This window comes from Sphingobacterium sp. UBA1897 (genome assembly GCF_002337775.1).
Lineage (GTDB): Bacteria > Bacteroidota > Bacteroidia > Sphingobacteriales > Sphingobacteriaceae > Sphingobacterium > Sphingobacterium siyangense.
In genome coordinates this window covers 12,665-28,165 of sequence record NZ_DDGR01000021.1, presented here as the reverse complement: position 1 = coordinate 28,165, position 15,501 = coordinate 12,665, and the positions used below count along the sequence as shown (strand labels likewise).

General features: G+C 40.8%; 9 protein-coding genes. 3 read left to right on the top strand and 6 right to left on the bottom strand.

The window, feature by feature from the left end; translation table 11 throughout:
* Positions 1-7 precede the first annotated feature (7 nt).
* Entirely contained in the window at positions 8-2,524 is a 2,517-nt protein-coding gene (locus B4N43_RS12405; protein WP_286735011.1) for a family 20 glycosylhydrolase, read from the top strand.
* A 189-nt stretch (positions 2,525-2,713) separates the two neighbouring features.
* On the opposite strand, the gene B4N43_RS12400 is transcribed toward B4N43_RS12405, so the two are convergent.
* The 3 genes from B4N43_RS12400 to B4N43_RS12390 form a co-directional block, all read right to left on the bottom strand.
* Complete coding sequence (locus tag B4N43_RS12400) at positions 2,714-5,203, bottom strand: TonB-dependent receptor (RefSeq protein WP_286735009.1); 2,490 nt, start codon at positions 5,201-5,203, stop codon at positions 2,714-2,716.
* A gap of 162 nt (positions 5,204-5,365) precedes the next feature.
* Positions 5,366-7,294 (bottom strand): glucosamine-6-phosphate deaminase, encoded by a 1,929-nt coding sequence (nagB, locus tag B4N43_RS12395; RefSeq protein WP_376749062.1) that lies wholly within the window; start codon positions 7,292-7,294, stop codon positions 5,366-5,368.
* A gap of 141 nt (positions 7,295-7,435) precedes the next feature.
* Positions 7,436-8,584: a methionine aminotransferase gene (locus B4N43_RS12390; protein WP_286735007.1), complete on the bottom strand. Its 1,149-nt coding sequence runs from the start codon at positions 8,582-8,584 to the stop codon at positions 7,436-7,438.
* Between the two features lie 72 nt (positions 8,585-8,656).
* Here B4N43_RS12390 and B4N43_RS12385 point away from each other — a divergent pair, with 72 nt between their 5' ends.
* Entirely contained in the window at positions 8,657-9,340 is a 684-nt protein-coding gene (locus tag B4N43_RS12385) for a peroxiredoxin family protein (RefSeq protein ID WP_286735004.1), read from the top strand.
* Between the two features lie 153 nt (positions 9,341-9,493).
* Here the strand turns inward: B4N43_RS12385 and radA are convergent, their stop codons facing one another.
* From radA to B4N43_RS12370, 3 genes are all read right to left on the bottom strand, one after another.
* On the bottom strand, positions 9,494-10,879 hold the full coding sequence (gene radA / locus B4N43_RS12380) for a DNA repair protein RadA (protein WP_075990497.1): 1,386 nt from the start codon (positions 10,877-10,879) through the stop codon (positions 9,494-9,496).
* 238 nt (positions 10,880-11,117) lie between these two features.
* Positions 11,118-12,278 (bottom strand): dipeptidase, encoded by a 1,161-nt coding sequence (locus tag B4N43_RS12375; RefSeq protein ID WP_286735000.1) that lies wholly within the window; start codon positions 12,276-12,278, stop codon positions 11,118-11,120.
* The gene (locus tag B4N43_RS12370) at positions 12,275-13,999 is read right to left on the bottom strand and encodes a serine hydrolase domain-containing protein (protein ID WP_286734997.1); all 1,725 of its coding nucleotides are present in this window, start codon (positions 13,997-13,999) and stop codon (positions 12,275-12,277) included. The genes B4N43_RS12375 and B4N43_RS12370 overlap by 4 nt, the downstream gene beginning before the upstream one ends.
* 196 nt (positions 14,000-14,195) lie before the next feature.
* Between B4N43_RS12370 and xseA the strand changes: the two genes are divergently transcribed.
* Positions 14,196-15,482 carry an exodeoxyribonuclease VII large subunit gene (gene xseA / locus B4N43_RS12365; protein ID WP_286734994.1) on the top strand — a complete coding sequence of 429 codons (1,287 nt, stop codon included), beginning with the start codon at positions 14,196-14,198 and terminating at the stop codon, positions 15,480-15,482.
* Positions 15,483-15,501: the final 19 nt, after the last annotated feature.

The following is a 15,501-nucleotide window of genomic DNA, read 5'->3' as shown; positions in this document are numbered from 1 at the left end:
AACCAACATGACTAATTTTAAAAAAATCAAAAAACCGCTACTCTATGCCGGACTAGGCTTTGCTTTATTAAGTCAGGAAGCCTATGCCCAGAAATCGAGCGCTATCGCAGATCAACTGCAACTCACCTGGAAGGTCAAAGACGGACAGAATATCCGTAAAAATCCGGTATCCACCCTAATTTTAAAAAACAAGGGGAAAAGTGCTGTTCAACTCAACGACTGGAGCATCTGGTTTAATTTTATTCGCTCTATCGATCCAGAAAAGGTCGACAAACGTTTTGCGATAGACCACCGAAACGGAGATCTCTTTCAGGTTAGCTTTAAGAAAAATAACTTTTTATTAAATGCGCAAGATACAATCCACATCGATTTTATCACGACTGGACTGGTCAATTATACGGATGGACCAATTGGTCTATACCTAAAAAATAATAAGACTGGGCTTGCAACAAATATTTCGGATTATGCTGCGGTTAAAATTGCTCCCCAGTCGGACGCTGAAAAAACAGCTTACTTTGCTTATAAATACGATCAAAATAAGCTGGTAGAGGGTATAGCAGCACAGTATATCATCCCTTTACCAAGCAATATCAGCATCAATAATAACGAAAAATTCAACTTATCGACAGGTACCAATTTTTTTATTGACCATGAATTTGCTAGCGAAGGAGGCTTTCTGACAGATTTCCTGACCAGCTATTCAGGCGTTAAGCTAGCAGCTTCATCCAGTCCACAAGGCGGCATTGAGATTGTCAAAGCAAACAACTTAAAGCCCGAATCCTATCACTTGACGATTGGTGCGAAAGGTGTGCGAATAGAAGCATCAGATAAAGCTGGTGCATTTTATGCCATACAATCGTTAAAATCGTTGATCAATCACAGTCAATGGAATAAAGGCATAAAATCGATCACATTACCATTCGGCAACATTGAAGATAGCCCGCGCTATGGGTACCGTGGATTTATGCTGGATGCTGCCCGTAATTTCCATAGCAAAGCCGAGGTTTTAAGAATATTGGATCTCATGGCTTCTTACAAGTTGAACAAGTTCCATTTCCACTTCATTGACGACGAAGGTTGGCGATTGGAAATCCCAGCCCTACCCGAATTAACGGCTATCGGAGCCAACCGTTCGGCCAATTTTGAAGATGGAAAGGCAATACAGTCTGCTTATGGATCTGGCGCTACGGCCAAACCGCATCAATTCTACAGTGTTGCTGACTATATCGAAATTTTAAAATATGCACAGGCAAGACATATCGATGTCATACCCGAGGTAGAAACTCCTGGTCATGCGCGTGCTGCAATCAAAGCAATGCGTGCGCGTTTTGCACATTATTCAAACCTTGGTGATAAACAAAAAGCGGAGGAATTCCTGCTTGACGATGCAGAGGACAAATCCGTTTACAATTCTGCACAAAACTGGAATGACAATGTCATGAACCCTGCCCTACCTTCAACCTATCACTTCCTGAGCAAGGTGATCGATGAAATCAAAGCGATGCATGATCAAGCTGGAGTTCCGTTGAAAATTATCGATTTGGGAGGCGACGAGACGCCAAGTGGTGTTTGGGAAAAATCGCCAAAGGTATTGGCCTTTATGAAGGAAAATAATATCGCCAATGTACTCGACGTATGGCCGCTGTATATTACCAAAATTAATACCCTTGTTCAAGGAAAAGGGTTAACGATGTCTGGATGGGAAGAAATGGGTATGCGCAATAAAGGAAAAGGCATGGTTGTAAATGCCGATCTAGGAAAATCCGGCATCCATTTGAACGTATGGAACAATCTCCCTGGCCAGGGACAGGAAGACCTCGCTTATCGATTGGCAAATGCAGGATATAAAGTTGTTTATACGAGTGCTGCAAACAACTACCTGGACATGTCTTGGGACCGTGATTTTGCGGATCCAGGACACAGTTGGGTTGGTACGGTTAATCTGAATAGAACTTATTCGTTTTCTCCTGAAAATTTCTTCATCAATCTGCGCAAGGATGACACCGGAAAAGATCTTAGACCTGAGGCATACACCAATAAAGAACAGCTTACAGCGGAAGGGAAAAAAAACCTCCTCGGTATCAAAGGGGCCTTATGGGCAGAAAAGGTATCTACTGACCAGCGCCTTGAGGAAATGATATTTCCACGTTTAATAGCGATTGCTGATCGCGCATGGGCCCCCGAACAAACCTGGGAAAAAGGAAATTCTTTTGACGAGGCCACTTACCGTAAATCGTATACCTCCTTTATCAAAAAATTAGGTGAGGATGAATTGAGAAAACTGGATGGGGTAAATGGAGGCTATACCTATCGACTTCCTAAAATTGGAATCAAGAAAGAAGGTAGCCAACTCCTTATCAATACCGATTATCCTGGTTTCAAAGTCTATTACAGCGACAACGGCAGTACACCAACATTGAAATCTAAATTAGTGGATGGTCCAATACCATTCCAGACTGGAAAGAAATACTTATTTAAAGTCTTTGATGCGAAAGGACGATCAGGTGATGTAATCAGCTATTAATTCATTTGCACGCAAAATGATAAACGCTATTGGCGTTGGCAATAAAAAAAAGCTACATAAAATAACATCAGTCACTTCAAAAATCGACTGTTTGAACTGGCACTTAAGCTGATAAAGGCAAAATAGAATAAAAAAAGGGTTGTCCAACTTCTTTGGACAACCCTTCTGTTTTAGATAGATATTGTATCCTTAAAACTTATAACTCAATGCAACAGCAGCATTTCTCGGATCGATCTGATTAATAAAACCACCTCGGAAGTATGAATTCAATCCAATCTCATTGGTGATATTATTTACAAAGACTTTCGCATCAAATTTGCGCCATTTGTATCCCACCTGTGCATTTAATGTGGTATATGCTGGCATATTGAAAGGTTCTGTACCATAATATTCACCATGTCCATTTGGTGTTAAGCTATATTCATTGACAGGTCGGTCTCCAACATAATAAACACCCGCACTTAAACTCAGATTCCGAAGAGCTCCTTGATTAAATACATATTGTATCCATGCATTTGCCGTATGTTTTGGCGCGTTCATCGGTGCCGATCCATCCATATAGGAAGGTGAATTTTTATATCGCGCATCTAAATAGGCATAACCCAACATCACTGTTAAATTTTCCAATACACGACCGTTCAACTCAGCCTCAATACCATCGCGTACCAGATCCCCTGCCTTAAAGTATAATCCTGTAGCAACATTAGTGCCCGGTGTATACTCAGCGTTGGTCAAGTTAGAGGTATAAATATGGAAATAGGTTAAATTGAAACGTAACCGATTATTCAGCCAATCGGATTTAATCCCCCCTTCAAATTGTTCGGTTTTAGAAGCACCTGCTGCTGTACCATCGGTTAATGGATTCGCAGCATTCCTTAAATTCGTTGAGTTTGTATAAGACCCAAATACATTAAAATTCTCAAATGGCGTAAAAATCACCCCCGCCATTGGATTCCATGCAGACTCCCTTTTATTACCGTTTGATGTGAAATCTTTTGTTGTAATTTCGGAATAACGTAAACCTAATACAGCCTTAATGTATTTATTAAATTCAATAACGTCCTGCCCCATAAATCCTATAGAAGAATAATAACTTCGCACAGGCGTTCCAGCTGTGTAGGCGATTTGCTTTCCTTTTCGCTGGTTTCCCAAAGAATCGACATAGACAACCTCGGATAGATCATTTACCCAATCGCCGTGAATATCAATAATATCAATTACATTACTATTTTGATCGGCTTTTTTCAAAAGAACATTTTTCTCCAGTGGACTTAATTTTCCTGCAAAAGAAGTTGTTGTCGCATCAGCGATACGATAATCCACCCCTGCCTGAACCAAATGTTTTACTTTACCCGTATAAAGATCTTTTCCGATCAAGTCAAACTGAAAAGTTTTATTCTTGTCATCGCGCAGGCTTTTGCTCATTGAGCGCGAGAATGTGTTATATTGTTTTGCATCGTCTTTAATCAATGAAGAAGAAGATGACTGATTATCAACCTGATAAGAGGACGTTGCAATAGAAGCTCTGATGCTCCATCGATCGGTCAATTCATGATTGATCTGGGCCATAAAGCTCTTCATCTCTGTATTATTATTATCGGAATTGAAGCCCAAAAACTTATTGTTCGGGATAACATATAGCGCATTCACCCCTTGTGAAGGATTTAAATTGACTGCGGAATTAACCGGCGTGCGATTATCATTAAAATAATCGCCCTCCAAAGTAATTGTCGTCTTATCCGTTGGTTTCCAAGCTAAGGATGGATTTAGATAAACACGGTTAGAGGATACACTTTTGCGGTAGCTATCGCTACGTTCATAAGCGCCATCCATTCGAAAAGCAACGGTCTCTTTCTTATCCAGTACCGTTTGGAAATCAAAGGTTGGGCGGAATTGCCCCCAGCTTCCCGCACGGACACCAATCTCTCCAGAATTCGTGAAATTAGGAGTTTTAGTGACCACATTAATTACCCCTCCTGCATTACCGATATCCGTAATAACACCCTGCGTAACCGCAGCAGACCCTTTAATCATTTGAATAGACTCCACACCTTGCATATCAACGACTCCAGATGCAGTCTGAAATTGAGAGTCCATCCGCACACCGTTCTTCAAGACAGGTACCCCTCTGAAACCACGTGTTGACAAAGATTCTTTAACACCGCCATAAGAACCGAATAAGGTTACACCCGGAATATTTCTTACAGCATCCGTCAACGTAAGAATACCCTGATCTTGAATTACCTTATTGGAGATGACGGAAATACTCTGAATTTGATCCGAAGGTTTTAATGGCATACGTGTAATCATTTCCAAGCCTTTTGGCTTTTTGTTGCGTTCACCAAACACTTCCACCTCATCAATCGCCTGCTCATTGCTCACCAGGGTAATTGGATCAATAATCACTTCAGGGCTCTTCGTGCTAAAAACATAATCAATAACGGTTGTTTGGTAGCCCATATAAGTGAATTTAATCACCGTATTTTGGTCGATGCCATGTAGTCTAAAATGACCTCTATGGTCTGTACGGACCTTTTTATCTCCGATTGAAACGGTTACTGAACTTAAAGGATTATTTTGTGTATCGACGACTTTACCTTTGACGATTCCCGAGGTTTGACCATATACTGCACCTCCGATTAAAAATGTAGAAGCAAGAGCTAGTAAGTGTTTGTCCATGTTAATAATTTTGGGTAATTATTTTTAATTATTCTAAATAACATCGCAAAGGTATAAAAAATAACCTATTTAGAATGATTAAAAATAAAAAAGTCCTGAACCACCTCGGGCTCAGGACTTTTTTATCTCGTCAGACAGTTATTTTATAGTCAGACAGTTATTTTAGTCAAATTTCCATCTTACGAACGCTTCAATAGCTTCATAATTTGCAAGACCTAATTGGTCATATAAAGCTGCGGTTTCGCTTGTACGGTCTTCAGCACGTACCCAGAATTCACGTGGATCATCTCCAGGGAATACAGGTAAATCTTTTTGAGATTGGTGTTTGAAGATAGCTAAACGTTTGCGATAAACTTCTTGCGGAGATAATGGAACGGCCATTTGGATCTCGTGGATTGGGTATTCATGCCATGCGCCTCTGTATAACCATAACCAACAATCTTTGGTCCATTCATCTGTTTTGCTCAATCTGCTCAATGCTTCAAACAAGATATCGAAACATACTTTATGCGTACCGTGTGGGTCAGCAAAGTCACCTGCAGCAAATACCTGATGTGGTTTTACCTGACGCAACAATTCCATTGTTTGTTGAATATCATCTTCAAAAGATACATTTTTTGAAAACTTTTGTCTATCATAGAAAGGCAGATCCTGGAAATGGATATTTTCATCTGGCAAACCAACCAAACGAGCTCCTGCGATCGCCTCACCCTTACGGATCAATGCTTTGATTTTACGGACAAGTTCAGTATCGATCTGATTTGGTTTTTTTGTCGCAAAAATTGCTCTTTCCTCATCATAAATTCGACCGATCTGAGAAGCTTCCGCCTCTGCCCCTATTTGTTTTGCTAAATCTTCAGCAAACTCCAGATAACGTACCACATCATCATCCCAAACAGCTGTATTACCACAAGTTTGATAAGCAACATGGACATTGTGTCCTTGGTCTGCCAGACGAATAAATGTCCCCCCCATCGAGATGACATCATCATCCGGGTGTGGAGAAAATACAATTGCATTTTTCTTCGCTGGATTGGCACGCTCAGGACGTTGTGAATCGTCAACATTGGGTTTACCTCCCGGCCATCCCGTGATCGTATGTTGAAGTTCGTTGAATATACGGATGTTGATATTATATGCCGGACCGGTTTCTGTAACCAACTTCGCCATTCCGTGTGCATTATAATCCTCGTCGGTAAGTTTCAGGATTGGTTTTTTGATCTCTAAAGCTAACCAAACAACTGCTTTTTTAATTAACGAAGGTGTCCAAGTAACATCTTCTGCCAACCAAGGAAGATCAAAACGTGTCAACAATGAAGCTGCAGCTTCATCAAGAATAAATTCAACGTTATCCGATAATTGTAGATAAGTTGCAGGAATCTCTGAGGAGATTTCACCTTCAACTGCTTTTTTAATGATCTCAGCCTTTGTTTCGGTCCAAGCCATCAAAATGATCTCTCTCGCTTTGAAAATTGTACCTACACCCATGGTAATCGCTTTTGTTGGTACATTTTCTTTTCCACCAAAAGCACGGGAAGCATCGCGACGAGTTAAATCGTCCAACGTTACCACACGTGTACCAGAGTTAGGTGCAGAACCTGGCTCATTGAATCCGATATGGCCTGTACGGCCAATACCTAATAATTGAATATCTAAACCTCCTGCTGCCGTAATCTTCTGTTCGTACGCCTCACAGAATGCATTTACTTGATCAGGAGCTAAGGTACCATCTGGAATATTTACATTGGCCGCATCAATATCTACGTGGTCGAACAAGTTTTTGTTCATAAAGGTCACATAGCTCTGATCAGCATCAGGTTGCATCGGGTAGTATTCGTCAAGATTGAAGGTAATCACGTTCTTAAAGCTTAAACCTTCCTCTTTATGCAAACGAATCAATTCTTGATAGACTTTTACCGGTGTGGCACCAGTAGCAAGGCCCAGAACAGCTTTCTCACCTTTCTCTTGCTTTGCACGAATAATTTCAGCAATACGATTTGCAACGTTTTTCGAAGCTGAATTTTGATCTGGATAGACGCTCACAGGGACTTTTTCGAAGCGCGTTTCTTCCAATAAATTTAATCTAGCCATTTTATGGGTATGTTGATAAACGTGAATTACAAATTTATAAAATTAGTACCTCAAGTTGAAGTAAAATTTTAATAAAGTGGTTCTTTCTTAGCAATATTTTAAATAAAACCTTTTAGCTATTCTTTTAGGTCAATAATACGATTATACCTTATTCAAAATCTCGACGGCTTTTAATAGCGTTTCATCCTTTTTAGCGAAACAGACCCGCAAAACTTGTTGATTTGTAGCTTCTTTATAGAACGCCGAAAGTGGGATTGTTGCAATTTTGTGTTGCCTGGTTAACGAACAAGCAAACTCAAATTCTTTCTCCTGACTGATAGCACTATAATCTATATTAAGGAAATAAGTTCCTTCGCAAGGAAGAATCTTAAACCGGGATCCCCTTAATCCGTCCTTCAACAAATTCCTTTTCCGCTCAAAAAAATGCGATAGGCCTTTGACATAGCTTATATCCTCCAGATATGCTGCGATAGCGAATTGCATGGGCGTATTTACGCTAAATACATTGAATTGATGTACTTTTCTAAATTCTTGAGTTAATTGCGGCGGGGCAATGCAATAACCAATCTTCCAACCCGTAGTATGCAATAACTTTCCAAAAGAAGCTATAACAAAACTTCGCTCCCGCAAGGTGGGTATTTCCAGTACCGATTGTGGGGAAGCTCCGTCAAACACAATATGCTCGTATACCTCATCGCTCAGCAACAATGCGTTGCTACCTGATAACAAATCCCCAAGTTTAATCAATTCTTCTCTACCAAGTACTTTGCCTGTTGGATTATTCGGATTATTGATGATGATTAAACGGGTTTTGGAATTAATTAACGTAGCTACGTAATCCCAGTCAATCTGAAAATCAGGAGCCAATAATCGCACGGGAACAACTTTACCGCCGAACAATTCGATCGTCGGCGCATAACAATCGTATGCCGGTTCAAAGATAATAACCTCATCCTGTGGCTTAACAACTGTGGCAATAGCTGTAAAAATTGCTTGTGTACCGCCGGATGTCACAGTAAGCTCCGCTGTTGCATCAACCGCCACGTCATAAACTTCACGATATTTTTTAGCGATAGTATCACGTAATGCCTGTGCCCCAATCATTGGCGCATATTGGTTATGCCCCTGTTCCATTGCCTTAGACACTAATTGAACCAACTTCGGATCAGTCTCAAAGTCAGGAAAACCTTGCGACAGATTTAAGGCTTGCTGCTCATTAGCGAGCATCGTCATTTTGGTAAAAATCGTCGTGCCGACATGTGGAAGTTTAGAAGTTAGGTTGAAGTTCATTTTTTGACATTTTATTAATCTACTAAATTAGTGGATTTTCTTATATTTGTAAATATATATAAGAATAATAACATGATAAAATACATCACACTACTTTTTTTAGTTCTGCCATTCTTTGGTTCTGCACAAAAAAAAGAACTTACCAAAGAGGAGTATATTGCACGCGTTAAGGCCGCTCCGGATTCTATATCGACATTGGTTGACTTGCGTAGAGTCGGCGGTTATGACCCTGTATACCCCGAGCTTCAGGCGCTTTATAATACCTTGAGCAAAAATGTTAAGAATTCAAGTGAAGGGAAAGAGTTCCAAGACTACTTAAATACATTGGAAACGGTTCAAATTGGAAAAACAGCTCCCGCGTTTACGCAAAATGATACTACTGGTAACCCTGTAAAGCTTTCGGACTTTAAAGGAAAGTATGTTCTCCTTGATTTCTGGGCATCTTGGTGTCCGGATTGCCGTGTCGAAAGCCCAGATCTTGTAAAAACATACCAACAATTTAAAGGTGAAAACTTTGAAATATTGGGTATATCCTTTGATAAGGATCGCAATTCTTGGATTAAAGCCATCCATGCAGATAAATTGCACTGGCGTCATGTTTCGGATCTCAAACGTTGGCAAAATGATATCGGAACATTATATGGCGTAAAATCTATTCCTCAGAATGTACTGATCGATCCTAATGGGAAAATCGTCGCCAAGAATTTACATGGTGATGCTTTACGCGCAAAATTGAAAGAAGTCTTGAAAAAGTAAACTATAGGCGATCCATACAAAAGACCATGTTTTAGTAAAAGCATGGTCTTTTAATTTTTATTCTTTGAAGAAGGCCATTTTTCTGAAAAAATCTATTTTAAGATGATCCCAGTAAATTAGGATATTAAACGATTGATTCCCCCTTTTTGTCGCTTAGCCAAACAAAGCACTGAAGATGTCCTCCAATTTGGCAACCGGACGAATGGCAATATTATATTTTTTAGCATCCAATCCTTTGGTATTGAATTTAGAAATAAAAATACCATCAAAGCCCAACTTCTCGGCCTCCTGTATACGCTGTTCAATACGATTTACGGCCCTTATCTCACCCGATAAACCAACCTCACCGGCAAAAGTCAGATTGGATCGAATCGCGATATCTTGTTGTGAAGAAATAATTGCAACAACAACAGCCAAATCGATCGCAGGATCTTCGACACGTAACCCACCGGCAATATTCAAAAACACATCCTGTGCACTTAACCTAAAGCCAAAGCGTTTCTCCAAAACAGCCAGCAGCATATTTAATCGTTTCGTATCGTAACCTGTAGAAGAGCGCTGAGCATTTCCAAACGCCGAATTACTCACCAGTGCCTGCACTTCAATCATCATAGGGCGCACTCCTTCGAGCATCGCCGCAATGGAAACGCCACTAACAGGTTCATCGCGCTGGGAAATCATAATCTCCGAAGGATTTGACACTTCCCTAAGCCCCGACCCCTGCATTTCATAAATACCCAGTTCTGAAGCAGATCCAAAACGATTCTTTACGGCCCGTAAAATTCGGTATACATGATGACGATCACCCTCAAATTGAAGCACCGTATCCACCATATGTTCTAAAACCTTGGGGCCTGCAATAGATCCGTCCTTGGTAATATGCCCTACAATAAAAACTGGTGTACTGGTTTCCTTTGCAAACCGCAGCAATTCTGCGGTACATTCGCGTACCTGAGAAACCGACCCTGGTGCCGATTCAATTTGTGCGGAATGTAAAGTCTGTATAGAATCTATTACAATGACGTTCGGCTGTACCGTCTCGATCTGCTTGAAAATATTTTGAGTAGATGTCTCGGTAAGGATATAACAATTTGCTTTAGAAGATTGTGACAATCGCTCTGCCCGCATCTTAATTTGCTGTTCGCTTTCTTCCCCAGAAATATAAAGTGTCTTGACTTGTGGGATCGATAAAGCGAGCTGTAACATCAACGTAGACTTCCCAATACCAGGTTCGCCTCCGATAAGTACCAATGAACCCGGAACGATACCACCACCAAGAACCCGGTTAAACTCCTGATCAGGAGTCAATATCCGTAATTCATCCTGATAGACAATCTCGTGAATGATTGCAGCTTTATTCGCTCTTTTCGTGCTTCCGCCTGTGGTAGAACTACGCCATTCGGGCACTTTTGAACTCGTCTTTTCGACGACTTCCTCAACAAAACTATTCCATTGCTTGCAAGAAGGGCATTGTCCCATCCATTTGGGAGATTCGTAGCCACAGTTTTGACAGAAGTATGCTGATTTTGATTTTGCCATGCTACGAAATTACAAATTTATAGCTGTTAAAAGCGTAATATCATGCCCCATACGTATTATATTACCCAGGATATTACGCAAGGACTGATCAGCCTTTCCATAATGCTACTTCTATGGCGGCTTAAGTCAATATACAGTATATTACATTACTAGATACCACATCAGTATTTTAACAATACGTCAACACTGCTGTGTGTATACTGGAACCTTACCGACAAACTTTAAAGAAAGGAAGTGTTTATTCTTCATTTTCCTTTAAGATCCGCAAGAAATTTTGTCCCATGATCTTCGCAACATCTGTCTTTGTATAACCTCTCTCCAACAGCGCTTTGGTCAGTAGTGGAAATTTAGAAACATCTTCCAGACCTTGGGGTGAGGATTCTATGCCATCGAAGTCCGAGCCTACTGCAACATGATCAATACCCACTTTTTTGACCAAATAGTCGATATGATCCAATAATTTCGACAGTGGAGCATCGGCTTGCCGTTGAAGTTCTTTTGGCAACTTTTCATACATAGACCAAGTACTCAATTTTGTATCCCCCTTATCACCAAATTTACCCACATACAAATCCTTAAGCCTTGTTTCATAGGCTGGATCCAAAAAACCTGAATAAAAATTGACGCCAACAACGCCCCCATTTTTTTTCAAAGCTTCCAATTGTGCATCTTTCAAATTACGGAAATGTGGACATAATTCATAGGCGTTGCTATGGGAAACCAAGATCGGCTTGGTCGTTATCGCCAGCACGTCATAGAAAGTCTGCTCTCCTCCATGGGACAGATCAACCATCATACCTAATTCGTTCATCTTCCGAATAATTGCTCGACCTTTTGCCGTCAACCCTTTATCCTTGGGATTCATACGACCTGATTCCATTGCTGCACAACTCGCCCAGGACAAATTGTAGTTCCAGGTCAAAGTGAGGTATTGGGCACCACGCTCATAGAGTCGCATTAAATGATCAACACTTCCCTCAATCATATTTCCGCCTTCAACCCCAATCAAAGCGACTATTTTTCCCGTTTTTAAGATCGAATCGATATCACGTGAAGATTTTGCCAAACTTATTTTATCGGTGTTCGCCGCAATCATCTTTTCCAATGCATCTATCTGGTCATTGGCGTGCTTAAATGCCCCGGATTTCCACTTCGCATCATCGGACCACACAGCAAATACCTGCACATCGACACCTCCCTCCCGCAGTCGCGGTAAATCAGTAGCTCCCGTACTTATTCGCTGACCAATATTTTTCCCTGGGAAAATGGATTCGTAAATCACATCATTGTGTCCGTCGACGATCACCAAATCTTGGTGTATCTGTTTATAGTCTTGACTATATCCAACATTGTTGAGTGTCGTCATTGCTAGTCCAAGTAATAGCAGGCCTTTTATCATTTTTGACTTTCATTGATCGTTTCATAAATAGCGTCCTGAATCCTGCTTCTGATATTTAGATCCAACAGCCTAGTACTCACCTGAGGATGTACCCGATTAGACAAAAAGATATAGATCAGTTGATTTTGTGGATCAATCCAGATACATGTCCCTGTATAGCCAGTATGTCCAAATACAGAGCTATTTGCTAACTTAGCTGGATATTCATTTTTTGGGTTTGGATCCCAACGGTCAAAACCTAAGCCCCGACGACTGCTTGTCGATTGCCTGGAGGTAAATAAATCTATTGTTTCGGTTTTAAAGTAGCGCTCCCCCCCGTACTCTCCTCTATTCAATAACAGTTGACCATAGATTGCCAAATCATTTGCTGTAGCAAATAATCCGGCATGCCCGGCAATACCGCCAGCCATTGCCGCACCCTGATCGTGGACATAGCCTTCTAGTAATGTTTTCCGAAAGGAGGTATCCTGCTCGGTAGGAACGATTTCATCCTTTGCAAAACGCTCTCGGGGAAGGTAACCCGCACGCGTCATCCCCAATGGCCTGTAAAAGTTCTCCTGCACATAATCTTGCAGAGGTTCAGCGGTCTGATGTTCTGCAACTTCCTTCATCACGTACATACTGATATCACTATACACATAATTTCCAGTGGGTTTTACAGGTGATTTTAGCATCTCGGGCCACATGACATCGCGGTAATAATTGTTGAGGATATAGCTATTGTCGGCCATTTTTACTTGATGGTTATCATCGCGGACTGAAGCAACGTCTCCAACTTTCAGATATTTATAGAAGGGAATAAAAGGTGTAAATCCTGCTTCATGCAACATGACGGAACGAAGCTTGATATCCTTTTTATTGGTATACTTTGCCTGCCATAGGTAATGTCCCATGGTACTATCCAAATTAATAATATTCCGCTCGGTAAGACGCATAATCACAGGAGTAGTACCGGCAATCTTACTGACAGATGCGAGATCAAAAATATCAGTTGTTTTTGTGGAAATATCTTTGGAATATGTGTGAAATCCGTAAGATTTCTCCAAGAGTACTTGCCCGTCTTTCACGATCATGACAACAGCTCCCGGTGTTGCTTGCTTATCGATGGCTTCTTGTGCAATGGCATCAATTTTCTTCGTCAATTTGGACAGGTTCAGATTAGAACTTGATGCAGCGCCATATTGCAGCCTTGTCTGTGTGGTTTTGACATGACCGACGGTTATAGGAATCCCACCAAAAATAGACATTGCCATCTGACGCTGTCCAATCTCTGAAAAAGGAGCAAGCAATTCGATCAAATCAGACTGAGGATGCTCCGATAAACTCTTTTTGCTCTTTTCATTTTCAAAAAAATGACAAAGGATAACTTTTTTATTGTTTAATACGGCCTGCTTCAACTGTGCGAGACAAGCTGCATCTAAGTCATCTTCCTTTCCAGCAACAATAATGGTGTTATAATATTTGATGTCCTCATCAAATTTATTAAAATCAAAAATTTTGGTGTTTGCATAGCGGGCCAACTGTTCTGTGAACGTCGCATATTTTGCAGCGTTAGGAACGACAACTGCAATACGAAGTTGATCCAGGTTTTCTAAAGGCAGCAACTGATCGAGGTTATTAAACAGTATCGTCTCGTTCTTAATCGTAGACTTATATTGAGCAAACAGGGGGCTAATACAGAACAAACCTGCAAATAAAGCCCCAAAAAATCGTTTTTTCATTCTGCTTTTATCGTTTTTTAGGTTCTATCAAATAAAAATACGAATTAAATAACGAAGGAATATACTCGCTCGAAAAAAAATCAATTTTGTTACTCGACTTGACTATCGGGGTTAATAAATTCTGTCTCCCTTTGGTCATAGCAGATTCAACCATCCCCGGATTGCATCATGAAGGTTTTTTCTGTAAGTTTGACTAATGCCAGAATTGATTCAAGATAAGACAATATTTTCCTTGCTGGAAGTCAGCCGCAGTATCCAAAAGACACTTGCAGAGCGGTATAAGAGTTTGTACTGGATCAAAGCCGAAATGAACAAGCTCAATCATTATACGCATTCTGGCCACTGTTACCCTGAGCTGGTTGAGAAACAGGATGGTAAAATTGTCGCTGAAATTCGGTCCATCTTATGGAAAGCTGATTACAATCGTATCAACAACAATTTTCTTAAAGTCGCCCAAGAACCTTTGCGAGAAGGGATCACGATGTTATTTCAGGCAAGTATTTCCTATGACCCCATGTATGGATTAAGTTTGCGCATTGTTGATATTGATCCGACTTTTACCTTAGGTGAACTTGAAAAGGAGAAGTTAGACAGTATTCGAAAGCTGAAAGCAGAGGGTATATATGAATCCAATAAATTATTGGGCTTTCCTGTGGTTCCCAAAAGATTGGCGATTATTTCAGTGGAAACAAGTAAGGGTCTTTCTGATTTTTACAAAATTATTAATCAAAACCCTTGGGGTCACCGCATAGAATGCACGCTCTTTCCGGCATTATTACAAGGAGACAAGTCAGTACCTTCTATTATCAATCAGCTTGCAGTTATTGCTGAAAAAATCGACAAATACGATGTCGTCGCCATCATACGTGGAGGGGGTGGTGAGGTTGGGCTTTCCAGTTATAACAACTACTTATTGGCACGTGCTATCGCTATCTTCCCAATCCCTGTATTGACAGGCATTGGACATTCGACGAATTACACGGTTAGCGAAATGGTCGCCTATAAAAACGCGATCACTCCCAGTGAGCTCGCCGATTTTCTGATTCAGAAGTTTCATAACTTTGCTATTCCGGTTGATAAGGCAGCGGAAAGTATACAGCAACTCATTCTTACTCGTTTTAAAGAAGAGCGCAATGTACTATCTCAGCTCGCAACACATATACAATGGATTGGCAAAAGGGAAATTCAGACCTCGAGAGCCGCTGTTCAGCAATTTCAACATGAGCTGAACTCCTTAATAAAATTACGGCTTTACGAGCACAAGACGGCTTTGGCTCATACCGAGCGAATTATTCAACTCTCTGATCCTATTCGGTTATTGAAACAAGGTTTTTCAATTACTAAGGTTAACGGAAAACTACTGCAGTCGGTGACACAGGTATCACCGGGCGATGTGATACAGACGATACTCGAATATGGCGAACTTACCAGTACTGTAACGGATAAATCTCCGAAAGAAGGTCTGGATGCGAACCAGGCTTAATTTGGCCATCGGTACACAA

What these genes read in the sequence shown, in the direction of transcription:
- B4N43_RS12390 (WP_286735007.1), bottom strand. Translation starts at nt 8,584, where the DNA reads ATGAACTTCAACCTAACTTCTAAACTTCCACATGTCGGCACGACGATT.
- B4N43_RS12405 (WP_286735011.1), top strand. Translation starts at nt 8, where the DNA reads ATGACTAATTTTAAAAAAATCAAAAAACCGCTACTCTATGCCGGACTA.
- xseA (WP_286734994.1), top strand. Translation starts at nt 14,196, where the DNA reads ATGCCAGAATTGATTCAAGATAAGACAATATTTTCCTTGCTGGAAGTC.
- B4N43_RS12385 (WP_286735004.1), top strand. Translation starts at nt 8,657, where the DNA reads ATGATAAAATACATCACACTACTTTTTTTAGTTCTGCCATTCTTTGGT.
- B4N43_RS12370 (WP_286734997.1), bottom strand. Translation starts at nt 13,999, where the DNA reads ATGAAAAAACGATTTTTTGGGGCTTTATTTGCAGGTTTGTTCTGTATT.
- radA (WP_075990497.1), bottom strand. Translation starts at nt 10,879, where the DNA reads ATGGCAAAATCAAAATCAGCATACTTCTGTCAAAACTGTGGCTACGAA.
- B4N43_RS12400 (WP_286735009.1), bottom strand. Translation starts at nt 5,203, where the DNA reads ATGGACAAACACTTACTAGCTCTTGCTTCTACATTTTTAATCGGAGGT.
- B4N43_RS12375 (WP_286735000.1), bottom strand. Translation starts at nt 12,278, where the DNA reads ATGATAAAAGGCCTGCTATTACTTGGACTAGCAATGACGACACTCAAC.
- nagB (WP_376749062.1), bottom strand. Translation starts at nt 7,294, where the DNA reads ATGGCTAGATTAAATTTATTGGAAGAAACGCGCTTCGAAAAAGTCCCT.